A 24,028-nucleotide genomic window follows, 5' to 3' on the forward strand; every position below is an offset into this window, starting at 1 on the left:
CGCAGCGGCGCGTTGAAGATTCCGGAGCTGGAGTGGGCCGCAGCCCCGAGATCAAACGCATCAAGCCCGGCACGAGGCCGGGCTTGCGTGAATGCGACTACACTTCGTGGATTGCGCTTACGCGCCGTTGAGGAACTGCAGCGGATCGACCGGCGACGATCCCTTGCGGATCTCGAAGTGAAGCTGCGGCGAAGTGACTTCGCCGGACTGGCCGGACTTGCCGATCACCTGACCGCGCTTGATGGTCTCGCCGCGCTTCACCATCAGCTCGCTCGCATGGGCATATGCGGTGACGTAGCCGTTGGAGTGACGAACCAGAACCAGATTGCCGTAGCCCTTCAGCTCGTTGCCGGAATAAGCAACGACGCCGTCTTCGGCAGCCTTGATCGGCGTGCCTTCCGGCACGGCGACATTGATGCCGTCATTCGACTTGCCATTGGTCTTGGCGCCGTAGCCTGTGACCACGCGGCCGCGCACCGGCCAACGGAACGTCGGCAAAGCGCCGGTTGCGTCAGCGGCTTTAGTCGGCGATTCCGGCGCGATTTCTTCAGGCGTCGTCGTGGCACTTGCTAGACGGGCCTTCTGTGCGGGTTCGGCAGAAGCAACACGGGCCACGGCAGCGGACGTGACTGCGCCAGCCGGAGCAGCCGTCACGGCTGCGACGGGCACAGCGAGCGGCGCGGCTACAGGAGCTGCATTGGCCGTACGCGCACCGGGTACCGTGATCTTGGAGCCGAGTTTCAACTGGGCAGTCGGCGCCAGACCATTGGCGCGCGCGAGTTCGGCGACCGGCACGTTGGTCCGGCGCGAGATGCTCATCAGCGTATCGCCGCGATTGACGAAATGCGTGGTCGATGCGCGGACAGCAGGTTTGCTCGGAGCAGCAGCGACGACCGAAGCCGGCGCGGCGCCGCCCTGGCGCGGAATGATCAGCGATTGGCCGGGCGACAGCGCGCGGGGACCCTTGTAGCCATTGGCCTGCAGGATCGCGGCCGACGAGACGTTGTAGCGCTTTGCCAGACCATCGAGCGTATCGCTGGTGCCGACGATGATCGAGGTGCCGCCATCACGGGCAAGGCCGTTGGTCGCTGCAACCGAGCGCGGCGCCGTGGAGCCGGTGGTTTCGATCGGCGCACGTGCGGGCGGCGGCGTATACATACCGTTGCCGCCCCCGCTGACGGGTGCAGCCGACGCAACCGGACGAGCTGTCGGATAGGATTGCGGCGCCGAGATCGGCGGCGGCAAAGCCTGGGATTGATACTGCGGCTGCGGATTATAGGCCGGGCGTTGATACTGCGGCAGTTCATGGCGTTCGACCGGCGCGCGCGGTGCTCGCTGCGGCACCGAGCCGGTGGTTTCGCCTTGCCAGCCAAAGCCACGGGACTGTCCCGAGTCAAAATTTGGATTCTGAGATAGCCGTGTCTGCATGTCGGCGCTGCAGCCGGCAAAACCGATAGACATCAGCGCCAGCACCGCGACCTGCGGAGCGCGGCGCGAGTAAAGCAACTCGACAACGCTGGACATTGGTTACTCACTCATACGCAACAAACAACTGAATTGAGTAAACACCGTCTCCGTTACCAAGCCTTTAACCTTGCGACCAACACGTGACAGCCGTTCACGAACTTTTTTCAGAGTTCGCGCGCGATGCCCGGAAGTGCCGGCACAAAACGCACGTCCACGAGGTCCTTCCGCTCCAACCGATCCCCGGTTTTGCGGATCCGGACCAGGGTCTGGACGCCATTGTGAGGCCCAACCGGCGCAAGCAGAATACCCCCCTCCTCAAGCCGGTCGGTCAGCGCCGCGGGCACCTCCTCCACAGCGGCGGTCACGACGATCCGGTCGAACGATCCCAAATTGGCAGCCGGATTGAGGCCATCGCCGAGCATGACCTCGATATTGTGGAGGCCGAGTGCTTCCAAACGGGTCCGGGCGGCGTCGGCCAGCGTGCGATAGCGCTCAATGCTGAGCACGTCGCGGACGAGCTTTGACAGGATCGCGGCCTGGTAGCCCGATCCCGTGCCGACCTCGAGCACACGGTGACCAGTATTCAATTGCAGCTGTTCGGTCATATAGGCCACCACGAAGGGCTGGCTGATGGTCTGACCGCAGGCAATGGCCAAGGCCGTATCCCGCCAGGCGTGGGCGCGATCGTTCGGCTCGACGAAGCGATCACGTGGAATATCCTCCATTGCGCGCAGCACCAGCCGATCGCTGATCCCACGGCGCCGCAGACCAAGCTGAAACGTCATCTGTTCGGGCGGCTGTCCGACGGTAATCATGGAAATGCCTCACGCAGCACAGGTTAGAAACACTCTCGATCTAGCAAAGATAGATTGATGTATTTCTGCGATCGGAACCGCGATAGCCTAACGACAACTTTTATTGTTCCGCGCGCGGAACCAGCAACATACCAGCCTGTTATGGGCGGGGCGCTGATATCCTGATCTTGCTCTATCTGGTACCGGACACGCGACCTGCGTCTTTGGGTCACGAAAATGGCAATGCGTCGAGATTGCGTTCAACCCGGGAATTTGCGATTTTGTTCAGAAGATTGGGGCAAGGAAACCGGCCATGACTGCAACGAACCCGCCGGGCGGCTCCGTCTTCCTGGTCGAAGACGAGGTCATGATCCGCATGATGGTCGCCGATATGCTTGAGGAACTCGGCTACAGCGTGGCCGCCGAAGCCGGTGAAATCAACGAAGCGATCAGGCTGGCAGATACTGCCAAGTTCGACATCGCGATCCTAGACGTTAACGTCAACGGCAAGGTGATTTCGCCGGTCGCGGAAGTGATCGCATCGCGCAACCGCCCGTTCATCTTCGCGACTGGCTACGGCGCGCAAGGCCTGCCGGAAGAATTTCGTGACCGCCCGACGCTGCAGAAGCCGTTCCAGATGGAAACGCTGGCGCAGGTGCTGTCCACGACGCTCAAAGGCGTCGCCGTCTAGGCGAGCCCTCGCCTATCTCGAAATCTCAGCCAAGCGCCTTGGTCAGCGCTTCGGAGAATATATCGTCCGTGCGATCGAGACGCAGCGGCGTAACCGAGACATAGCGCGCAGCAAGGGCTGCGAGATCGGTGCCCTCCAGCGGGGCTTCCGCGGCGACGATGCGCTCGAAACCGATCCAGAAATACGGATTGTTGCGGCCATCGCGCCGCTCATCGACGCGCAGAAAGCCCTGATTGCGCTTGCCCTGCCGGGTGACAACGACACCTTTCACCTCGTCGGCCGCGCAGGCCGGGAAGTTGACGTTGATGACCGTGTTCTTCGGCACGCCCGCCTTGATGACCTTACGCAGCACGTCAGGTCCGAATTTCAGCGCGGTCTCCCATTGCGGATTGTGACGCGTTTCCATCGAGAATTCCTGACTCAGCGCCACCGACGGGAAACCGAGAATGGTGCCTTCAAGGGCGCCGGCGATGGTACCGGAATAGACCACGTCCTCGGCGACGTTACGGCCCTTGTTGACGCCGGACAATACGAGATCGGGCTGCTTGTCTTTCAGGATATGACGCGCGCCCATAATGACGCAGTCGGTCGGCGTGCCGCGCACGGCATAATGTCGGGGGCCGACTTCGCGCAGCCGCAACGGATCGTTCAGCGACAATGAATGCGACACACCGGACTGATCGAGCTCGGGCGCCACCACCCAGACGTCGTCGGACAATTCCTTGGCGATCTGCTCGATGATCTTCAGGCCGGGGGCGTGAATGCCGTCGTCATTGGTGCAGAGAATGCGCATTCGTGAGGTGCCTTTTCGATCGGGAGGGCCGCTGGCCAGCACCGGTTTTTGCCAGCATGTGCCCGCTTTTGCCACCCCCATTTTGGGCGCTGCTTGTGCGCAGCGCGGCGGCCAAAATGGTGATTTTCCCGCGGGCCGGAACATTTCGGCGTCGCCGCGATTTCTTATCTAGGTAGGTGAGTGCCAATTGCGTCTGAAGCATGCGCGCTCGACCCGGATGGCCTTGGTCGCAGCGCCCCCACAGGGCGACGGAGATGGCGAAACAGCTCGAACGGGTGTTGATCATCGGATTGCCGGCGATCGCGGTTGTCGCCCTGACGGGGTGGCTGCTGCTTCCCAGATTGGCCGAGACCAAGCCCGATCTCACCCTCAATACGGCGGTGATGGCAACAATGCCTGACGAGCTGAGTGAGGAGGACTTTGCCAAACCCACTCCCTCACAACTCGTCAGCGTCCCCGACGCCGCAGAGCTCAACCGTCTCAGCCTCTCCCGCCAATCGTTTCGCCGCGGTGGTCTCGGCTCCAGGGCGCTGATGACCTTCACCGTCCGCAACGCCAATGACTATCCGGTCAAGGACCTCGAAATCGCCTGCGCCTTCCGCAGCAGGGATGGGCGTTACGTGACGGAGCGGCGCCGCGTCATCGCGGAGACCGTCAGCACGAAAAGCCGCAAAGCGTTTCCGATGACGCATATGGGCTTTGTCAACATAAAAGCCGAGAAAGCCAAATGCGCGCTGGTGACAGCCAGCCGCGCGTGAGCGGTTGGCTTGCGACGTCGCCTAGCCGGCCTGGACGACTTTGAGTCCACCCATATAAGGCTGCAGCACATCCGGCACGGCAATCGAGCCGTCTTCCTGCTGATAGTTTTCCATCACCGCGATCAGCGCGCGGCCAACAGCTGTGCCCGAGCCGTTCAACGTATGGACGAAGCGCGGCTTGCCATCCGGCCCGCGCGAGCGCGCATCCATGCGCCGCGCCTGGAAATCGCCGCAGACCGAGCAGGATGAGATCTCGCGGTAAGCGCCACCTTCGCCCTGGCCCGGCATCCAGACCTCGATGTCGTAGGTCTTCTGCGCAGCAAAACCCATGTCGCCGGTGCACAGCGTCATGACGCGGTAATGCAGACCAAGCCGGCGCAGCACTTCCTCGGCGCAGGACAGCATGCGCTCATGCTCGTTCTTGCTTTCCTCGGGCGTGGTGATCGAGACCAGTTCGACCTTGGTGAACTGATGCTGGCGGATCATGCCTCGCGTATCGCGGCCGGCAGCGCCAGCCTCGGCGCGGAAGCACGGCGTCAGCGCCGTCATGCGCAGCGGGAGTTCTTTCTCGTCGAGGATGGATTCACGGACGAGATTGGTGAGCGGGACTTCGGCGGTGGGGATGAGCCAACGGCGATTGTCCCCGGCTAACCGCTTCAATTCCTCGATCATCTTAGGACGAGCACGCGCTCTAGCCTCTGCCTTCTCGTCAGCGACAAATGCCTGAACGAGAGCTTCAATAGTCGGAAAGTCTTTGCTTCGAGAAAACTCTTCAATCTTACCAGCATTCTCCGTGATAAACCGCTCGACTTCACCTCGAACATATTGCTGAGCAAAATTATCGACATAGGTAGCGATTTGCTCAGGCGAATACATCTCAATCTGAAATTGATCTTCCTCGAACTTCGGCAGCTGCGCGGTGCCAAACATCGCGTCGTCGCGCACCAGCAGCGGCGGGTTCACTTCGGTGTAGCCGTGCTCATTCGTATGCAAATCGAGCATGAACTGCCCGATGGCACGCTCCAGCCGCGCAAGGCCTTTCTTGAGCACGACGAAGCGTGCGCCCGAGAGTTTGGCCGCAGCCTCGAAATCCATGAAGCCCATGGCTTCGCCGAGATCGTAATGCGGCTTTGGCGTGAAGGCATAATTGCGCTTGGCACCGAAGTGATGGCGCTCGACATTCCCGTGCTCGTCGGTGCCTTCCGGCACCTCGTCGAGCGGCAGGTTCGGAATCTGAGCAAGAAGGCCATTGAGCTTGGCCTCAAGTTCTCTTGGCGTCTTTTCCAGCTCGGGAAGAACGCTCTTCAGTTGGGTAACCTCAATCATCAAGTCTTCGGCGTGCGCGTGATCCTTCCTCTTTTTTGCGTCGCCAATTTCTTTCGAGGCGGCGTTACGACGAGCTAGCATTTTCTCGACATGGCCGATCGCCGTGCGGCGGCTCTCATCGATCGCCAGCAGCGATGCCGACAGGGGCGCCAGTCCCCGCCGCTTCAGCGCGGCGTCAAAGGCTTCGGGATTGTCGCGGATCGATTTGATGTCGTGCATGGAGAAAGTCCTGGCGATGGCGCTGGAATGTTGACCTACACCGTCAATGGCGGAGGTCAACGCGGCCCTGACTACCCCGAAACCCGCTGATTTGGAACATCAAATGGATTGGCAGTGTTGCTTGGGAACGCCCCTACTCCGCCGGCGTCACGTCTGTACCGGTCTCCGCAGCCTTGGCTGCAGCCGCCTTGGCGGCATTCTTCTCGACCATGCTGACCGCGATGATCGAACCTTCGTAAAGGATCAGCAGCGGGATCGCGAGGGAGGCCTGGCTGATCACATCGGGCGGCGTCAGCACGGCCGCGATAACGAAAGCGATGACGATGAAGTAGCGGCGCTTTTCGCGTAACTGCTTCGAGGTCAGGATGCCGATGCGGCCAAGCAGTGTCAGGATGACGGGGAGCTGGAAGGCGATGCCGAAGGCGAAGATCAGCGACATCATCAGTGACAGATATTCGCCGACCTTGGGCAACAGCGCGATCTGCGCGGTATCGGAGCTTCCGGTCTGCTGCATGCCCAGCGAAAACCGGATCAGCATCGGCAGCACCAGGAAATAGACCAGCAGCGAGCCCAGCGCAAAGAAGAACGGCGTCGCGATCAGATATGGCAGGAACGCGCCCTTCTCGTGCTTGTAGAGGCCGGGCGCCACGAACATGTAGATCTGCGCGGCAATCACCGGGAACGAGATGAAGCCGGCGCCGAACATCGCGAGCTTGAGCTGGGTCAGGAAGTATTCCAGCAGCGCGGTGTAGATAAACTTCGAGTTCTCCGGGCCGGCGACCCAGACGAACGGCCAGACCAGCACGTTGTAGATCTGCTTGGCGAAGAAGAAGCAGAAGATGAAGGCCACGGCAAATGCGAGCAGCGCCTTGATCAGCCGCGACCGCAGCTCGATCAGGTGATCCATCAAGGGAGCCTTGGAGGCTTCGATATCTTCGGCACTCATGACGCTTTGGCGTCCTTCAGAACGTCGGGATTGGCCGCGTCGGGGGCTGCTGCGCCATCATGGGCGGCAGCGGGAGTTTCGACCGGCGACGGCTGCACTTCCCGGGTAATGGCCAGTGGTTCGTTCACTACAGCAGTTTCCTGCGCATGCGTCTCGGCCTCAACGAAGGTCTCGGGTGTCGGCGGCTCGGGCGTGGTGGGCACGGCCGGAGGCGTATCGAGATTGTCGGCCTTGTCGATGGCCATGGCATCGCTGACGTCCTTGGTTAGCGACGTCATGATGTTGTTGGTCGTGAAGCCGGAGGCGGCGTCCTTGACGTCGTCGAAAGCCTTCTTGACGTCGGCCATTTCGGCCTCGCGCATCGCCTCGTTGAACTGGCCCTGGAATTCCGAGGCCATCTTGCGGGCCTTGCCCATCCACTGCCCGACCATGCGCAGCACGCCGGGCAGTTCTTTCGGGCCGATGGCGATCAGCGCGACGACCGCGATGACGACCAGTTCACTCCACCCGATATCGAACATGAAAAAATCCGCTCACGCGGGGCTGGATGTGCCCGCGTCTCCTTCAATGGCCGCCACGATCCCTCAGGACAATCCCTTCGGAACCTCAGACAACCTTGCTGCCGACATCCGTACGGTTGGCGGTCGGCGCCGGCGGGGTCTGGTCGATGGTGCGGACCGGCTCGGTCGGCTTGTCTGCCGGCTTGTCGTCGTCCGCCATGCCCTTCTTGAAGGCCTTGATACCCTGCGCAACGTCGCCCATCAGGTCGGAAATCTTGCCGCGCCCGAACAACAGCAGGACCACTCCGATCACGACGATCCAGTGCCAAATGCTGAGTGAACCCATCCTGCTAACCCTCCAAACACGCGGCCAGTCACCCGGCCTGATCTGACCGGAACGTAGGCTGCGGGGGTGTCAAAAACAAGGACTTAACCCTCGTGGAATCGCGGATGTCGCGGCGCAATGCCGCGAGCGTTAATGCCGCGATCAGTGCTTGCGGTCGTTGTCCCGGTCGGTTGCGTCCGGCTCAGCGTCATCCGGCTCATCTTCGTCCTGATCGTCCTCGTCATCTTCCGCGTCGTCGGCATCGTCTTCATCGTCGTCGAGTTCGGCAGTTTCGGGCTCAGCGGTCTCGTCTTCATCCGACTCGGGCTCTGCGACTTCAGCCGCTTCGGCCTCGCCTTGCTCGGATCCGATCACGTCGAGATCACCGGCTTCAAGCTCCGTGACCTCGGCCACTTCGCTCTCTGGCTCCACGACATCTGCCGTTTCAGTGAATTCGGCCTTGGCCTCGGCAAATGCCTGGGCCTCACCTGCGAATTCGACGGCGCCGGTTTCCGGTTCCTTGATCTGCAATTCCGGGAATTCCGGATCGGGCGCCGACAGTGCCAGTTCCAGCTCGCCACCCTCCAGCGGATCCTCGTCCTCGCGGAGCGTCGGATCGTCGGACGGATTTGGGACGCTGAATCCGGAGGGCAAACGCGAATCCAGCAGACCCGTACCCTTGAGCTCCTCGAGACCGGGCAGATCGCCCAGCGCTTCCAGGCTGAACTGCGACAGGAAGCTCTCGGTGGTGCCGAAGGTCAGTGGCCGGCCCGGCGTCTTGCGGCGACCGCGCGGCTTGATCCAGCCGGTTTCCAGCAGCACGTCGAGGGTGCCCTTGGACGTGATGACGCCGCGAATGTCTTCGATTTCGGCGCGGGTCACCGGCTGGTGATAGGCGACGATGGCGAGCACTTCGATCGCCGCACGCGACAGCTTGCGGGTTTCGGTGGTCTCGCGGGTCATCAGCCAGGACAGGTCACCGGCGGTCCGGAACGTCCACTTGTTGGCGACGCGAACCAGATTGACGCCACGCATGGCGTAATCGGCCTGCAACTGCGCCAGCGCCGCCTTGATATCGACGCCATCCGGCATGCGCTTGGCCAGCGCGGACTGGTCGAGCGGCTCGGTGGATGCGAACAGCAGCGCTTCAAGCAGGCGCAATTCTTCGGGGCGCGCCTCCGACTGGACCTCGGATTGTCCCTCGGACTGCACGATCTGATCCTCGACATCGTCGATGCGTTTCTCGGCGAGGCTTGCCATGTCTGGATCTCCTTCTTCCACTTACTCGGCCGGAACTTCCGGCTCCACCTGCACAGGCTGGGCGATGTGCTTGCGGAAATACAAAGGCGCGAATGCTTCTTTCTGGCTGAGGTCGAGCGTGCCCTCACGGACCAGTTCAAGCGCAGCTGCAAAACTCGAGGCCATCACCGTCGCGCGCTGCGCGGGGTCGGCGACGTAAGCCAGCAGATATTCGTCGAGGCGGCTCCAGTCCTCGGCCATCCCGACCAGCCGTTCCAGCGAGGCACGGGCCTCGCTCAGCGACCAGACGGTACGCTTCGCCAGATGCACACGGGTGAGCACGCGGGCCTGACGTTGGGTCGCATAGGCCGACAGCAGATCGTAAAGCGTGGCCGTGAAACGGGGATGCTTGATCTCCGCGATGCCCTCAGGAACGCCGCGCGGGAAGATGTCGCGGTTGAGTTGCGGCCGGGTCATCAGCCTGTTCGAGGCTTCGCGGATGGCTTCGAGGCGGCGCAGCCGGTTGGCCAGAGCGGTCGCCATGTCCTCGGCGCTCGGGCCCTCGCCCGGCACGGTCGTATCCGGCAGCAGCAGGCGCGACTTCAGGAATGCCAGCCACGCCGCCATCACCAGATAGTCGGCAGCGAGTTCCAGACGGATCTTCCGCGCCGCTTCGATGAACAGCAGGTACTGGTCGGCCAGCGCCAAAATCGAAATCTTGTGCAGGTCGACCTTCTGCTGACGTGCGAGCGCAAGCAGCAGGTCGAGCGGGCCTTCATAGCCTTCGACGTCGACGACCAGCGACGGCTCGTCGTCGGGAACGACCTCGGCCGGCAATCCGGTTTCAAACGACAAAATCTCAGCGCTCATGCACTTGCTCCTGCTCGAGCGATCAAGGCGTCCAGTTCCGCGCGGCCAGCGGTGCGGTCGAACGGCTGCGGCTGACGGCGAGCGGCGACCGCCGCCTTGGCGCGCTCAAGCGCCTTCCCGGCCAGAACCGGGGTCTCGCTCACGACATCGCGCATCTCGTCCAGCTTGCCGTTGCAATGCAGGACCATGTCGCACCCGGCGCTGACGATCGCGCGCGTGCGTTCCGCAATCGATCCCGCCAGAGCATTCATGGACACGTCATCACTCATCAACAAACCCTGGAACCCGATACTGCCGCGAATCACCTGTTCGATGATTGTCGCAGAAGTCGTGGCCGGTTGGGTGGCGTCCAGAGCGCTAAACACAACATGTGCAGTCATCGCCATGGGTAGGTCAGCGAGCAGACGAAATGCTTCGAAATCAGAAGCTTCGAGCTCACTCTTCGAGTTATCTACGATCGGCAATTTGAAATGGGTGTCGGCCGTGGCCCGACCATGGCCGGGAATGTGTTTGAGCACTGGTAGAATACCACCCTGCGACAGACCTTCGGTCACGGCACGGGCGATGATCGCCACCTTGCCGGGCTCGGTGCCATAGGCCCGATTGCCGATGACGGCATCGGCGCCTTCCACGGGGACGTCTGCCAGCGGCAGGCAATCCACGGTGATGCCGAGGTCCACAAGATCACTCGCAATGAGCCGTGAGCTCAGCCAGGCGGCCCTGAGGCCTGCTTCCGGGTCGGCGTCGTAGAGCACGCTGAACACCGCGCCCGGCGGATAGGCCGGCCAATGCGGCGGTCCCAAACGCTGCACACGGCCGCCTTCCTGATCGATCAGGACAGGCGCATCCAGATCGCCGGTCGCACTGCGCAATTCCTCCACAAGTCGAGTAACTTGGGCAGGATTATCAACGTTACGTTTGAAGAGAATGAAGCCCCATGGCCGTTCCGCGCGCAGGAATGCGCGCTCTTCAGCGGTCAGCTCCAGACCAGATACACCGGTGATAAATGCGCGCGTGCTCATGGGGCCGATTAGCCCCCATCAACGCCCAGGGTCAAGGAAACGGCCGTTAATTCCTTTGGACGACGCACTGTCCGCCGGCAGATTTCAGGTTCCCGCAGACCTGCGAGGCCTCGTCCTGCGAGCCGAACGGTCCGACCATGGCCCGATAATAGGTCCCCTTGTCGCCAAGATCGGCCTTCTTGATCAGCGGAGCCCGCGATCCCAGTACAGAGGGGAACTTGGTCTGCAGGGCACGGAACGACGCCTGCGCATCGCCCTCCGACCGCTGGGACGATACCTGGACCACATAGCCGCCGCCGGGGGCGACCGGGGGCGCCTGCTGGGTCGGGTTGGTCGAGGCCATACGCGAGGGCGCCGGAGGAGCGGCTGCAGCCGGAGGCGCGGCCTGCGGCGACAGTGACATCGGGGCATTGACCGATGCGTTGGCATTGGCGTTGGTCGCGCGCGGTGCCGCAGCGGGCGCGGCTGCAGGAACCGCTGCCGGAGCGGCGATGCGGGCCGGCGCCTGACGGGCGGCAGGTGTGGCCGCAGCGTCGGACTGGTCACCCTTGACGGCGAAAGTACGGATCTTGCGGGGCTCATCGCCCTGCATCGCGCCATTGCCGACCATCGGCTTGTTGGATGGCGACACGCTGGCCGTCGATGGCGGGTTAGCGTTCTGGTTCAGCGGCGGAAACACCACGCGCGGACCAGCCTTGGTGGCGTCCTGCACATTGACGGGCTGCTCTTCGCGCGACACCAGCCGCTCGGGAGCTGCGCCGCCGAGACGATCCTGGATCGGCTTGCCGTCGGCCGCGGCTGTTGCCGACGGCGGGACGATCTTGTTCGGACCAGGCTCGGCCTTGATCACCGGCGGTTCGCCGGTGCGCGCCGATCCCATAAACGTCCGATAGGCGAAGGCAGCACCGGTACCGACCACGGCCAGCGCCAGCACGACCGCTACGGTCGCCATGCCACCGCGGCGCTTCGGCGCCTCTTCCTGCTCGGCATAGCCGTCCTGATAGGCGTAAGGATCGTCCTGGTACTGATCGTCGTGCGGATGCTGGGCCTTTGCGCCATCGGCGTGGCCATACAGCGCATCGTCATAACGATTGGGATCATGCGGCGCGTGAGCCTGGTCGTACTGGCCCTGATAATCCTGCGCCTGATGATCCGTATGCGCGGCAAATGCCGGCGCCTGATGATAATCGGCCTCCGGCTGCAGATGCTGCGGCTCCTGATGCTGAGCGCCGTAACGCTGCACCGGATGAAGATTCTCGAATTCCTGCTGCTGCGGCTCATGGGCTGCTGCACGCTGCATCCACGGCGGCGGGCCGGGCTGCGCGGGTTCTTCCTCATATTCCGGCTCGTCCTGATAGGCCGGTTCAGCCTGGCTCGGCGCGGGCGCCGGGCGGCTGTTGCTCGCGAACGGGTCGGTTTGCCCGATCAGCCGCGCGAGTTCGGCGAGCGGATCGCCCTCGCCCTTCGTCCGCGATTGAGCGTCGCGGCCGTAATCGTCATCCGTTGGGAAAGGTCGGTTCTGGTATCGATTAGCCATTGTGATGTCGCATCCCCTTCGGGAAAGCCGCCAACCCGCTTTTCAAACGAAACAGCTGCTATCAAGAACCACCCACAGATCCCCATGTGAGCGGCCGTCCCCTGTCTACCGCATCTCGTCCGGCGCGGTAACGCCGAGAACGGCGAGGCCCGAAGCCAGGACTGAGACGACGCTCTGGACGAGTGCCAATCGCGCTTTAGTAAGTTCTGCATCATTAGTGATAATGAAGCGTAAATGAGGCATATCGCGTCCGCGCGTCCAGAGCGCATGAAATTCGCTGGCGAGATCATACAGATAGAAAGCGATGCGGTGCGGCTCGTGCGCCGTGGCCGCAGATTCTATCATCCGTGGGTACAATGCTAACTGCCGCATCAGGCCCAGCTCGGTAACATCGTCGAGCCGCTCCATCACCGCGTCTTTCAGATAGGCAGTGCGCGCCTCGGTTTCCAGAGGCAGGTCGGCCAGCATCTCCCGCGCATTGCGGAAGATCGAATGGCCGCGGGCATGCCCGTACTGGACATAGAAAACCGGATTGTCCTTGGACTGCTCGATCACCTTGGCGAGGTCAAAATCCAGCACAGCGTCGTTCTTGCGGAACAGCATCATGAAGCGCACGGCGTCGGAGCCGACCTCGTCAACCACTTCGCGCAGGGTGACAAAATCGCCGGAGCGCTTCGACATCTTCACCGGCTCGCCGTTGCGCAGCAGCTTCACAAGCTGCACGATCTTGACGTCGAGCTCGGCCTTCCCTGCCGTCACCGCCTTGATCGCCGCCTGCACGCGCTTGATGTAGCCGCCGTGATCGGCGCCCCAGACGTCGACCATGTTGAGGAAGCCGCGGTCGAACTTGGTCTTGTGATAGGCGATATCGGACGCAAAATACGTGTAGCCGCCATCTGACTTCAGCAGCGGACGGTCGACATCGTCGCCATAGGCGGTGGCGCGGAACAGGGTCTGCTCGCGGTCTTCGTAATCGTCGATCGGCTTACCCTTCGGCGGTGGCAACCGGCCCTCATAGACGTCGCCCTTGGCGCGCAGGAAATCGATGGTCGCGCCGACCATATCGGTGCTGCCTGCGATCAGCGAGCGCTCGGAGAAGAACACTTCGTGGGAGATGTTCAGCGCGGCGAGATCGCCCTTGATCATCTCCATCATCATGGAAATGGCCTTGGCGCGCGTGATCGGCAGCCACTTGTCCTCGGGCATCTGATTCAGCGCAGCGCCGTGCTCGGCCGCGAGCGCCTGTCCCACCGGCACCAGATAGTCGCCGGGATACAGGCCTTCCGGAATGTCGCCAATGGCTTCACCGAGCGCCTCGCGGTAGCGCAGATGCGCCGAGCGCGCGAGCACGTCGACCTGTGCACCGGCGTCGTTGATGTAATATTCGCGGGCCACATCATAACCGGCGCAATCGAGCAGGCTCGCCAGCGCATCGCCGAACACGGCGCCGCGGCAATGGCCAACATGCATCGGTCCCGTCGGATTGGCCGACACGTATTCGACATTGACCTTCTCACCGGCTCCGACCGCACTCCGGCCATACGAGGCACCGTCGCGCAACACCGCGCGCAGCGCATCGGCCCAGGCGGACGACTTCAGCGTGAGATTGATGAAGCCGGGTCCGGCGACATCCACCGACGTCACCAGATCGTCTTCGCGCAGCTTCGCAGCGATAGCGTCAGCCAGATCGCGCGGCTTGGCTTTCGCCTCTTTCGCCAGCACCATCGCGGCATTGCTCGCCATGTCGCCATGGGACGCATCCTTGGTCGGCTCGACGACGACGCGCGACAGATCGATGCCTACGGGCAGCACGCCTTCACTGACGAGAGCGTTGCAGATCGCATGAACACGCGCGAGCACGTTAGCAAACAGATGCGGGGTCGGAGCGGATGTGGCCATGATCGTACAGGAACCAGAACTTGCGCCGGGACTGTTCCCGGCTGGATTGCATCAAGGATGGATAGCGGTTTCGTATGCGTTCCGCTGCACTTGTTTGATTTCAAACAGATACAGACTTCTGAAAATCGCAGATTTCGCAGCCCCGAAAGGCACTTACGGGGATCGCCTAACGCAATTCGGGGGTCGAGTCAAAGAGCCGGATATGTTCCGTGATGGCAAAACGGTCGGTCATCCCGGCAATGAAATTGCCGATCCGGCGCGCCTGTTCGCCCTCCGATTCCGGCTCGGCTCCCTCGGGCGGCAGCCATTCCGGGGGAAGATCCTCGGGCGCGCGCTGATAGCGCGCGAACAGATCGGTGACGAGACACTCGGCCTCGACCATCACCCGCATGACGCGTTCATGGCGATACATGTGCTGCCAGAGGAAGGCCTTGATCCCGGCCTCGGCTTCTGCCGCGTCGGCACGAAACGCAACGAGCTTGCGCCCGCAGCGGCGAATATCCTCCGCGGATTTCGGCAACAACGCGCCTAGTCGTTGTTCCGTCTCACCGACGACCGCACCGATCAGATAGGAAATCAGCTCGCGCACCAGTTCGGCGCCGCGGCGGCTCTCGTCGAGACCGGGATAGCGCCCATCGATCTCTGCGATCATGCCTTGCGTCAGCGGCATCGCCTTGAGGTCATCGATGGTGAACAGCCCTGCGCGCAGTCCGTCATCGATGTCATGAGCGTTGTAAGCGATATCATCGGCAATCGCCGCTACCTGAGCTTCCAGCGAAGCGAAGCTCGACAGCTCCAGATCAAAGGTGCGGTCATATTCGGTGATCCCGAACGGCACGCCATGGGTGGCATAACGTCCCACAGGGGCGCCCGACGCGTCCGTCAGCGGCCCGTTGTGCTTGACGATGCCTTCGAGGGTTTCCCAGGTCAGGTTGAGGCCATCGAACTCGGGATACCGATGCTCCAGCGACGTCACGAGACGCAGGGTCTGGGCGTTATGATCGAAGCCGCCATGGGCCTCGAGACAGGCGTCCAGCGCCCGCTCGCCGGCATGGCCGAACGGCGGATGGCCGATGTCATGGGCCAGCGCCAGGGTCTCGGTTAAGTCCTCGTCGAGGCCCAGTTGCCGGGCCACGGCGCGGGCGATCTGCGCCACTTCCAACGTGTGGGTGAGACGGGTGCGGTAATGATCGCCCTCATGGAACACGAAGACCTGGGTCTTGTGCTTGAGCCGGCGAAACGCAGTCGAGTGGATGACCCGGTCGCAATCCCGGCGAAACGCGCTGCGGGTCCGGCTCGGAGCCTCGGAAAACAGCCGTCCGCGACTGCGATCGGGGTCGCAGGCATAGGGCGCGCGGGGAGCAGCCATTCCAACCGACACGGCGTGTTTATCCTTGATCCAATTGATTCCTGAGCCTGCCGCACTTAACTATGGGAAGCGGCAGATTCAAATGGTTCGAATCCTGCCCGGAGAGCCAGATATGACCGACACTGCAGTCACCGAGGCCCCTCTCACCGTCAGCGCACGTGCTGCGCGCCGGATCGGCGAGATCCTCAAGACCGAAGGCAACGGCGCCATGCTCCGCGTGTCGGTCGAAGGCGGCGGCTGCTCCGGCTTCCAGTACAAATTCGACGTCGAGCGCGCCAAGGCGGAGGACGATATCCTGATCGAACGCGACAGTGCCGTCGTGCTGGTCGACCCCTCTTCCGCCCCCTTCCTGGCCGGTTCCGAACTCGACTTCGTCGATGACCTGATCGGCGCCTCGTTCCGCGTCGTCAATCCGAACGCGACGGCGTCCTGCGGCTGCGGGACCAGCTTCTCGATCTGACCTCTATTCGGCTCATTTAGATCGGTCTATTTCTCGGCGAACAGCGCCCGCGCATTGCCGTGCGCGATCTGTTTAGCGACCGCCGGCGGCAGTTGCGCCAGCCATGCGCGATAGCCATCCATGATATCGCCATAGCTCGCCCAGCGTTCCGGCACCCAAGTGTCGGAGCCCAGCAAGAAGCGATCGGGGTAGCGCTCGAACAGCACGCGCCATTGCGGCGTCAGTTTGCCTGATCCGTCCACGATGCCGCTGCGATAGGATAACTCACCCCAGAGCTTTGGATATTTTGCCAGCATCGCTGCGACCCGGTCCGGTGCGAGGCTGAAGCCGGTATGCGCCCAGATGATCTGCGCACGCGGATTATGCCGCATCAGAATCTCGACCGCTTCGTCGTCGGCATGGGCGTGCAGATAGAGATTGTTGGCGACCGCAAAGTCGACGGTCTTCTTGACCATCTCTGTATCGGCCGCCTTGCCTGTCAGATGGAATTCGCCGACGCCGCGATAGTAGCCGCGCTTGAACTCCTCCTGCACCAGATCGAAGATCACGGGATCGTTGAACCAGCTGCCGATATCGGCGCGCACACGATATGGCCGGATGAACGGCACGACCTGCAGATCGCCGGCCTTGCCCTTCGCCTTGTCGTCCATCAGCACATGGGTGCCGGTATTCGGGCGGCTGGTGGCGAGAACGCCGGTGACGCGGTTCTTCCTGAAAACCTCTAGCACTTCGTCGGGTTGGTAATACGGCTTCGGCTCCCAGTTGTAGTGCATATGGGCGTCGAAGATTTCGATCCGGTCGTCGGAACGCGCCGGCGCAGCAACAAGCGCGGCCAGCAGAGCGGCCGCAGTGAGTGTTCTCACCAGCATTAAGACACCCTATTCCGCTGCCACGACGCGCGGACGATCATCGTGATCTTCTTCGTCGAGCTGCGGCTGCAGCTTGCGTTTCAGCTTGCGGTCGATGCGGTCGAGATAGATGTAGATCACGGGCGTGATGAACAGCGTCAGCAATTGCGAGACACACAGACCGCCAACCACTGCAACGCCGAGCGGCTGGCGCAATTCGGCGCCGGCACCGGCACCGAGCGCGATCGGCAGCGTGCCGAAGATTGCCGCGAAGGTGGTCATCATGATCGGGCGGAAACGCAGTAGCGCAGCCTCGCGGATCGCGTGTTCGGCCGACAGGCCGACGCGGCGACGCTCGAGCGCGAAGTCGACCATCATGATCGCGTTCTTCTTGACGATGCCGACCAGCATGACGATGCCGATCATGGCGATGACCGACATTTCCATCTTGAAAAGCATCAGCGTCAGGATCGCGCCGATACCCGCCGATGGCAGGCCGGAGATGATCGTGATCGGATGGATGAAGCTCTCATAGAGGATGCCGAGGATCACGAAAGCCGCGAACACGGCAGCCAGGATCAGCACGCCCTGCCCGCGCAACGAATCCTGGAACACCTGCGCGGTACCCGAGAAGCCCGTGGCGATGGTCACCGGCAGTTTGGAGTCCGCCTCGATTTGCGTGATCTGGTCTACCGCATAGCCCAGCGAATAGCCGGGCACCAGGTTGAAGGAGATCGTCACCGCCGGCTGCTGGCCCTGATGGTTGATCTGCAGCGGCCCGACCGTCGGCACCAGACGCGCGACCGCGCTCAGCGGAATGGTCTGGTTGTTCGACGTCTTCATATAAAGCTTGGAGAGATCGCTCGGATCGATCCGGAACTGCGGCTGTGCTTCCAGGATGATCTGATAGTCGTTGGTCGGCATATAGATCGTGCCGACCTGGCGCGAGCCGAACGCATTATAGAGCTGGTTACGAACCTGATCGACGGTGACGCCGTAGACCGCCGCCTTTTCGCGATCGATATCGACCGTCATCTGCGGGTTCTTGATGTACAGGTCTGTCGTCACGTCGAGCAGGCCCGGCACATTGGCGATGCGATCCCGCATTTCCGGCGACACGCGATACAGCGTGTCGGTGTCGCTGCCCTGAAGCACATATTGATACTGGCTCTTCGACGGACGGCCGCCGATGTTCAGGTTCTGGATGCTCTGGAAGAAGGCCTGCAGGCCCGGAACGGCCAGCGACTTCTGGCGCAGCCGCGCCATGACCACCTGTGCGGGATCACGATCCTTGCGCGGTTTCAGCGCGACGAACAGACGACCGTAATTCGCCGTCGCATTCGGACCGCCGGAACCCACGGTGCTGTTGATGTATTCGACGGCAGGATCGGATTTCAGCAGATCGGCGAGCGCCTGCTGCCGCGCACTCATCGCTTCGAAGGACGTATCGGTTGCGGCTTCGGTCGTACCGGTCAGGAACCCGGTATCCTCCTGCGGAAAGAAGCCCTTCGGTACGATGTTGTAGAGATAGACAGTGCCGCCGAGGGTCGCGAGCGTCACCACCAGCATGATGCCCTTGTGTGCGAGCACGCGATCGAGCGCCCATTCGTAACCGCGCAGCCAGGCCGCAAATATGCGCTCGAAACCGCGTAGGATGAAATTTTCCTTGTGTTCGGGATTGTGCGCCTTGAGTACGCGCGCGCAGAGCATAGGCGTCAGCGTCAGCGACACGAAACCGGAGACGATGATCGCCACCGCGATCGTCACCGCGAATTCACGGAACACGCGGCCGACAATGCCGCCCATCAGCAGCACGGGAATGAACACCGCGATCAGCGAGAAGGTGATCGAGACGATGGTGAAACCGATTTCGCGCGCGCCCTTCAGCGCCGCGTCGAACGGTTTCATGCCAAGTTCGATGTGCCGGACGATATTCTCCAACATGACGATGGCGTCGTCGACCACGAAGCCCACGGAAAGGGTCAACGCCAGCAGCGTCATGTTGTTGATGGAGTAGTCCAGCATATACATCGCGGCGCATGTGCCGAAGATCGAGATCGGCACCGCCAGCGCGGGAATCAAGGTCGCGGAGGCTGAGCGCAGGAACAGAAAGATCACGAAGATCACCAGCACAACGGCGATCAGCAATGTCTCCTCGACGTCGGCGACGGCTTCGCGGACCGAGATCGAGCGGTCCATCATCATATTGACTTCGACCGATGGCGGCAATTGCGCACGCAGCGACGGCAGCTTGGCGCGGACGCCGTCGACCACGGCGACCGTGTTGGCGTCGGGCTGCTTCTGGATCGCCAGCACGATGGCGCGCTCGCCATTCAACCAGGTCGCGACCTTGTCGTTTTCGACGGCGTCATAAATCTTGGCGACTTCGTTCAGCTTGACCGGCGAGCCGTTGCGCCAAGCGACAACGACCTGGCCATAGTCGGCGGCCTTGGACATCTGTCCGGATGCCTGCAACGAGATGTCCTGCTTCGGTCCGTTCAGAGTTCCAACTGGCGTTGAGGAATTGGCGCGCGACACCGCCGTGCGGATGTCCTCGAGCGACAGTCCTCGTGCAGCCGCCGCCTCCGGATCGGCCTGTACGCGAATGGCGAATTTCTGCGTGCCATAGATCAGCACCTGCGCCACGCCGGGAATCTGCGACAGCGCTTGTCCGATGGTGATATCGCCGAACTCATTGACGGCCGAGAGCGGCAGCGTCGATGAACTCAGCGCAATGAACAGCACCGGGAAATCGCCGGGGTTCACCTTGCGGAAACTCGGTGGGATCGTCATTTCGATCGGCAACCGGCGCTGTGCGATCGTCAGCGCAGTCTGCACGTCCAGCGCCGCCGCATCGATATTGCGGTTGAGATCGAACTGAATGATGATCTGGGTCGTTCCCTGCGACGAGCTCGACGACATCGAAGAGATACCAGCGATGGTCGAGAGCTGACGCTCAATGATGCCGGCGACCGAGGCCGCCATCGTGTCGGCGCTGGCGCCCGGCAGCGTCGCCGTCACCGCGATGGTCGGAAAGTCCACTTTCGGAAGCGCCGACACCGGCAGCAGCCGGAAACCAAAAATGCCAAACGCGATGATCGTCGCCGTGATGAGCGTGGTCATCACAGGGCGACGGATGCAGAGCTCCGAGAGGGTCATGTCTTATGCCCCGGCCTTACGGGCCCGGGCTTCGACCCGTGTGCCTTTTGTCAGCAAGAGCTGGCCGTCGACGACGACGTCCTCATCCCCTTTTAAACCCGACGTGATCACCGAAATCCCCTGGAAGGTGCGATCGACTTCGACAGGCTGAACATGGGCGACGCCGTCCTTCACCATGAACACGAAGTTCCCGGTCTGGCTGCGCTGCACCGCCACGGTGGGCACAACAACGCCGTCCTCCGTGCGCACGATCAGCTTGGTCTGTACCAGAATGCCCGGCCACAGGGTTTCGTTCGGATTGCTCATGATGCCGCGCACGGTGACCATGCCGGTGGTGGAATCCACGGTGTTTTCCACCATCGCCACCTTGCCGGTTTCAGAACGGCCGCTGTTCGGGATGGTCGCAATGACCGACGTCGATCCGGCCGCCATCGCTTCGCGCAGATCGGCAAGCACACGCTGCGGAATGGCGAAGGACACATAGACCGGAGCCATCTGATTGATGGTGGCGAGCGGCGCCGTGTCAGCCGGGCGCACGAAATTGCCGACCTTCACATTGGCTGCACTGATCCGGCCGGAGAACGGCGCGCGGATGATGGTGTAGCTCTTCTGGACCTTGAGATTGTCGAGCGCCGACTGATCGGCCCGGATGGTTCCGGCCAGGATGTCGGATTGGGTCTTGGCATTATCGACGCTCACCTGCGTGGTCGCGCCCTTCCCGATCAGATCGGTAAAGCGCCGCACGTCGCGTTCCGCACCGGCCAGTTGGGCCTGATCGCGGGCCAGCGTGCCTTCGGCCTGCTCGATCTGGGCATCAATCTGCCGCGAATCGAGAGTGAATAGCAGGTCGCCTTCCTTGACCTTGGCGCCGTCTTCAAAATGAACCGAGGTAATGGTGGTTTCCACCCGCGACTTGAGCGCGACACTCGAAATCGGCGTCACTGTGCCGATTGAATCGACATCGACCGGGACCGGTTTGCGTTCGGCCTTGGCAAGCTCGACCGAAACGATCCGCGCGCGCTGCGGGGCCTGTGTATTGGCACTGCCACCGGTCCAGGAGGAGCGCGTCGCATAGGCCGCAACCGCGGCAGCGCCGACGAGAACGAGTAGAGCGATCGATGTGCGTTTCTTCATATGGTCCATGTCACCTGGTACAGAAGATCGGGTCGCCCCCGTTTCCCGCCCATGGCAGCTTTAAAGACAGCGTCTGTGCGCTTTAGGCTTAAAGCTTATCATGTTGGCGGGGATGATGGTATGCCACGTTGACGTATTTTTGCCATTGTTGTTACCGGAATCCCATCAGATGAGAATTGCCACCTGGAATGTGAATTCTGTCCGCCAGCGGCTCGACCATCTGGTGACGTGGCTGCGCGACTGCTCACCGGACATCGTCTGCCTACAGGAGATCAAGTGCCTCGATGAGGCGTTTCCGCGCGAGCCCATCGAGGCGCTCGGCTATAATGTCGTCACCCACGGCCAGAAGACCTTCAACGGTGTTGCCCTGCTCTCGAAATATCCGCTGGAGGAAGCCACGCCTCGGCTGGCGGGTGACGACGAGGATCTCCATGCCCGCTTCATCGAAGGCGTAGTGTCGCTGAAATCCGGTGTGGTCCGGGTCGCCTGCCTGTATCTGCCGAACGGCAATCCGGTCGATACCGAGAAGTATCCCTACAAGCTGAAATGGATGTCCCGGCTGCAGGAGTTCACCCGGATGCGACTGAAGACCGAGGAACCGCTGATCCTCGCCGGCGACTTCAACGTCATCCCGGCGGCGGCCGATGCCTACAACCCGGCGGCCTGGATCAACGACGCGCTGTTCAAGCCCGAAACCCGCGCCAGTTTTCAGTCCCTGCTCGGTCTGGGGATGACCGACGCCCTGCGCGCCGTCACCGACGAGCCCGGCCAGTATACGTTCTGGGATTACCAGGCCGGCGCCTGGCAGAAGAACTGGGGCATCCGCATCGACCACCTGCTGCTGTCACCGCAGGCCAGCGACAAGCTCGTCGACGTCGGCATCGACAAGTACGTGCGCGCTTGGGAGAAGCCGTCGGACCACGTGCCGGTCTGGGTCGATCTGGATTTAGAGGCGGCGTAGAGGCCACGTCGCCAAGCCCCCTAAACACAGATTGTCATGACCCGGCTTGACCGGGCGATCCAGTCCTCGCCCACCCTCAGTCCCGTTTGCCAGACACCCAGTGCTCGAGCATCTGCAGCGCCATGGCGCGGTCGTCTTCGGAGGCCTTGGCGATGGCCTTGTTGTAGCTGTCGCGGATCCAGGTGTCGTCCGGGCCGGCATTGTCGCGGGCGAGCGTCAGCCACATCAGGCCGCGCGCCATCTGCCGTGGCAGCGATTCACCGTTGAACAGCATCTGGCCGAGCAGCGCCTGCGCCTGATGCTGGCCCTTCTGCGCAGCAAGGCCAAGCCAGCGGGCGCCATATTTGGTGTCGCGCGGGGTACCGATACCCTTCAGATACAGCCGGGCCAGATCGTACTGGGCGTCGGCATTGCCGAAATAGGACGCGGCGTAGGAGAACATCTCACGTGCGCGTTCGGTGTCGGCCTTGATCTTCGAGTTCGGAATACCGTCGAGGTAATAGCGGCCGAGCGCCACGAAGGCGTTGGCGACAATGGTCGCCTGCGGCGCAGACGGGCTGTCCTCGGCATGGGCATTGGCGATGCGGCTGAAATATTCGAAGGCGCGCAGGTCGTCCTGCGCCACGCCGTTACCGTCGGCATACATCCGGCCGAGTTTCCACTGGGCGATCGGATGGCCGCCCTCAGCGGCGTATTGCAGCGCGGTCAGCGAGGTTTCTGGCTTGGCAGCTTTCTTCAAGACCGGCGCAGCACCGGGAATGGTCGTTACAACCGGCAGGGCTGCGTCGCTGCTGCCAACCGGTGCACCGTCAAAGGCAAGGGCTGGCGCGGCCACGGATGCGGCACCCAAAGCAAACACACCAAAAATGATACGCTCAACTATCCGCATAACAGTATTTCTCGTGGGCCCGGCCGGGTTGGGTCACGGCGCCACCAATGGCTGATCCAACCTGCCGGGCATATGTCCACAGCGTCCCTGACGTATGGTTAGTCGCGCGACACTTCCCTTTGGTCGGGTGCGCGGCCAATTCTTTGTCGGTCAATTTTACGTTAAAGGCAGCCGCGTCGGCGCCGCCCCGGACGGGAGCGCCGTCTTCCGAATCGACGATGTCGAAAGCCAGATTCCCCTTCGATCCGACTGCGTCACCGCCAATGGCGATCGGCTTGTCGGCAGAACGAATGACGTCCTGATGGGAATTCCGCGTCACGGGCTTCATTTTCTCCGCGATCATCTGCCCCGTCGCAGTGAGGCACGCTCCCCGCGACCGGCTGTGATCGAGCAATGTCGTCTTCAGCAACGGTATGTCAGCAACTTCCAATATGTCTTTGGCGACATAACGGCTCAGCCGCTTCAAATCGGTGCGATATGGTGTCTTTTTGAAGATTTCGACAGCACGAGATTCTTCCGCGCGCAGCACTTGGCCGGCAACGGGCTGTTCGCCTTGTGACATAGCCAGACTCATCGCGGACGGAAAGGCGCCACGCAACGCCTGCTCCCGGCCCTCCGTCATATGACGGCTAGGCAAACGCGACTTGATGTTCGTCTTGGCGTCCATCGCGAACCTGGTTTCTCAGGCCACTTCGGCGATCCGGGACAGTCCCACTGACATCCCGTCGATCTTCGAAGCGCTCCAGCCTTCTGGCTGTCGAGAAATGATTTCACGAAGGCGTGTGGCCAAATAGCGGCGGTTGCAATACCCACAGTGGGACA

The 24,028-nt window shown here is 62.1% G+C and carries 22 protein-coding genes; 4 read left to right on the forward strand and 18 right to left on the reverse strand.

The window, feature by feature from the left end:
- Positions 1-117: 117 nt before the first annotated feature.
- Both A4A58_RS07185 and A4A58_RS07190 read right to left on the reverse strand, forming a co-directional pair.
- The gene (locus tag A4A58_RS07185) at positions 118-1,524 is read right to left on the reverse strand and encodes a M23 family metallopeptidase (RefSeq protein ID WP_068730790.1); all 1,407 of its coding nucleotides are present in this window, start codon (positions 1,522-1,524) and stop codon (positions 118-120) included.
- A gap of 107 nt (positions 1,525-1,631) precedes the next feature.
- The gene (locus A4A58_RS07190; protein WP_068730791.1) at positions 1,632-2,282 is read right to left on the reverse strand and encodes a protein-L-isoaspartate(D-aspartate) O-methyltransferase; all 651 of its coding nucleotides are present in this window, start codon (positions 2,280-2,282) and stop codon (positions 1,632-1,634) included.
- A gap of 292 nt (positions 2,283-2,574) precedes the next feature.
- Between A4A58_RS07190 and A4A58_RS07195 the strand changes: the two genes are divergently transcribed.
- Positions 2,575-2,952, forward strand: a complete 378-nt coding sequence (locus A4A58_RS07195; RefSeq protein ID WP_068730792.1) for a response regulator — start codon at positions 2,575-2,577, stop codon at positions 2,950-2,952.
- Between the two features lie 25 nt (positions 2,953-2,977).
- Here A4A58_RS07195 and surE read toward each other — a convergent pair whose 3' ends face one another.
- Positions 2,978-3,745, reverse strand: a complete 768-nt coding sequence (surE, locus tag A4A58_RS07200; RefSeq protein WP_068730793.1) for a 5'/3'-nucleotidase SurE — start codon at positions 3,743-3,745, stop codon at positions 2,978-2,980.
- 254 nt (positions 3,746-3,999) lie between these two features.
- Between surE and A4A58_RS07205 the strand changes: the two genes are divergently transcribed.
- Positions 4,000-4,503, forward strand: a complete 504-nt coding sequence (locus tag A4A58_RS07205; RefSeq protein WP_068730794.1) for a hypothetical protein — start codon at positions 4,000-4,002, stop codon at positions 4,501-4,503.
- Between the two features lie 21 nt (positions 4,504-4,524).
- Here A4A58_RS07205 and serS read toward each other — a convergent pair whose 3' ends face one another.
- From serS to A4A58_RS07255, 10 genes are all read right to left on the reverse strand, one after another.
- Positions 4,525-6,048: a serine--tRNA ligase gene (gene serS / locus A4A58_RS07210; protein WP_068730795.1), complete on the reverse strand. Its 1,524-nt coding sequence runs from the start codon at positions 6,046-6,048 to the stop codon at positions 4,525-4,527.
- Positions 6,049-6,181: 133 nt separating this feature from the next.
- A complete protein-coding gene (gene tatC, locus A4A58_RS07215) occupies positions 6,182-6,994 on the reverse strand; it encodes a twin-arginine translocase subunit TatC (protein ID WP_068730796.1) in 813 nt (270 codons plus the stop codon).
- Positions 6,991-7,515 carry a Sec-independent protein translocase protein TatB gene (tatB, locus tag A4A58_RS07220; RefSeq protein ID WP_068730797.1) on the reverse strand — a complete coding sequence of 175 codons (525 nt, stop codon included), beginning with the start codon at positions 7,513-7,515 and terminating at the stop codon, positions 6,991-6,993. Before tatB ends, tatC begins: the two co-directional genes overlap by 4 nt.
- A gap of 85 nt (positions 7,516-7,600) precedes the next feature.
- Entirely contained in the window at positions 7,601-7,840 is a 240-nt protein-coding gene (locus A4A58_RS07225; RefSeq protein ID WP_068730798.1) for a twin-arginine translocase TatA/TatE family subunit, read from the reverse strand.
- A 141-nt stretch (positions 7,841-7,981) separates the two neighbouring features.
- Complete coding sequence (gene scpB / locus A4A58_RS07230; RefSeq protein ID WP_068730799.1) at positions 7,982-9,079, reverse strand: SMC-Scp complex subunit ScpB; 1,098 nt, start codon at positions 9,077-9,079, stop codon at positions 7,982-7,984.
- A gap of 21 nt (positions 9,080-9,100) precedes the next feature.
- Entirely contained in the window at positions 9,101-9,928 is an 828-nt protein-coding gene (locus A4A58_RS07235; protein ID WP_068730800.1) for a segregation and condensation protein A, read from the reverse strand.
- Entirely contained in the window at positions 9,925-10,950 is a 1,026-nt protein-coding gene (gene nagZ / locus A4A58_RS07240; RefSeq protein WP_068730801.1) for a beta-N-acetylhexosaminidase, read from the reverse strand. The genes A4A58_RS07235 and nagZ overlap by 4 nt, the downstream gene beginning before the upstream one ends.
- A 46-nt stretch (positions 10,951-10,996) precedes the next feature.
- Complete coding sequence (locus tag A4A58_RS07245) at positions 10,997-12,487, reverse strand: SPOR domain-containing protein (RefSeq protein ID WP_068730802.1); 1,491 nt, start codon at positions 12,485-12,487, stop codon at positions 10,997-10,999.
- Between the two features lie 105 nt (positions 12,488-12,592).
- On the reverse strand, positions 12,593-14,386 hold the full coding sequence (gene argS / locus A4A58_RS07250; RefSeq protein WP_068730803.1) for an arginine--tRNA ligase: 1,794 nt from the start codon (positions 14,384-14,386) through the stop codon (positions 12,593-12,595).
- A gap of 166 nt (positions 14,387-14,552) precedes the next feature.
- Positions 14,553-15,755, reverse strand: coding sequence for a deoxyguanosinetriphosphate triphosphohydrolase (locus A4A58_RS07255; RefSeq protein WP_068730804.1), 1,203 nt, complete (start codon positions 15,753-15,755; stop codon positions 14,553-14,555).
- Positions 15,756-15,867: 112 nt separating this feature from the next.
- On the opposite strand from A4A58_RS07255, the gene erpA reads away from it, so the two are divergent.
- Complete coding sequence (gene erpA, locus A4A58_RS07260; RefSeq protein ID WP_068730805.1) at positions 15,868-16,215, forward strand: iron-sulfur cluster insertion protein ErpA; 348 nt, start codon at positions 15,868-15,870, stop codon at positions 16,213-16,215.
- A 26-nt stretch (positions 16,216-16,241) separates the two neighbouring features.
- Here the strand turns inward: erpA and A4A58_RS07265 are convergent, their stop codons facing one another.
- Genes A4A58_RS07265 through A4A58_RS07275 form a run of 3 tightly spaced genes read right to left on the reverse strand, consistent with a single transcriptional unit; the run spans position 16,242 to position 21,356 of the window.
- The gene (locus A4A58_RS07265; RefSeq protein WP_068730806.1) at positions 16,242-17,084 is read right to left on the reverse strand and encodes an amidohydrolase family protein; all 843 of its coding nucleotides are present in this window, start codon (positions 17,082-17,084) and stop codon (positions 16,242-16,244) included.
- Between the two features lie 9 nt (positions 17,085-17,093).
- Positions 17,094-20,222 carry an efflux RND transporter permease subunit gene (locus A4A58_RS07270; protein ID WP_068730807.1) on the reverse strand — a complete coding sequence of 1,043 codons (3,129 nt, stop codon included), beginning with the start codon at positions 20,220-20,222 and terminating at the stop codon, positions 17,094-17,096.
- A 3-nt stretch (positions 20,223-20,225) separates the two neighbouring features.
- A complete protein-coding gene (locus tag A4A58_RS07275; RefSeq protein ID WP_068730950.1) occupies positions 20,226-21,356 on the reverse strand; it encodes an efflux RND transporter periplasmic adaptor subunit in 1,131 nt (376 codons plus the stop codon).
- A 169-nt stretch (positions 21,357-21,525) separates the two neighbouring features.
- Here A4A58_RS07275 and xth point away from each other — a divergent pair, with 169 nt between their 5' ends.
- Positions 21,526-22,317: an exodeoxyribonuclease III gene (gene xth / locus A4A58_RS07280; RefSeq protein ID WP_068730808.1), complete on the forward strand. Its 792-nt coding sequence runs from the start codon at positions 21,526-21,528 to the stop codon at positions 22,315-22,317.
- Between the two features lie 76 nt (positions 22,318-22,393).
- Here the strand turns inward: xth and A4A58_RS07285 are convergent, their stop codons facing one another.
- Together A4A58_RS07285 and A4A58_RS07290 are read right to left on the reverse strand one after the other, a co-directional pair.
- Positions 22,394-23,206 carry a tetratricopeptide repeat protein gene (locus A4A58_RS07285; protein WP_068730809.1) on the reverse strand — a complete coding sequence of 271 codons (813 nt, stop codon included), beginning with the start codon at positions 23,204-23,206 and terminating at the stop codon, positions 22,394-22,396.
- A complete protein-coding gene (locus A4A58_RS07290; protein WP_068730810.1) occupies positions 23,193-23,873 on the reverse strand; it encodes a dihydroxy-acid dehydratase in 681 nt (226 codons plus the stop codon). The genes A4A58_RS07285 and A4A58_RS07290 overlap by 14 nt, the downstream gene beginning before the upstream one ends.
- Between the last annotated feature and the right edge of the window lie 155 nt (positions 23,874-24,028).

It is taken from the genome of Tardiphaga robiniae, from assembly GCF_001618955.1.
Taxonomy (GTDB): Bacteria; Pseudomonadota; Alphaproteobacteria; order Rhizobiales; family Xanthobacteraceae; genus Tardiphaga; species Tardiphaga robiniae_A.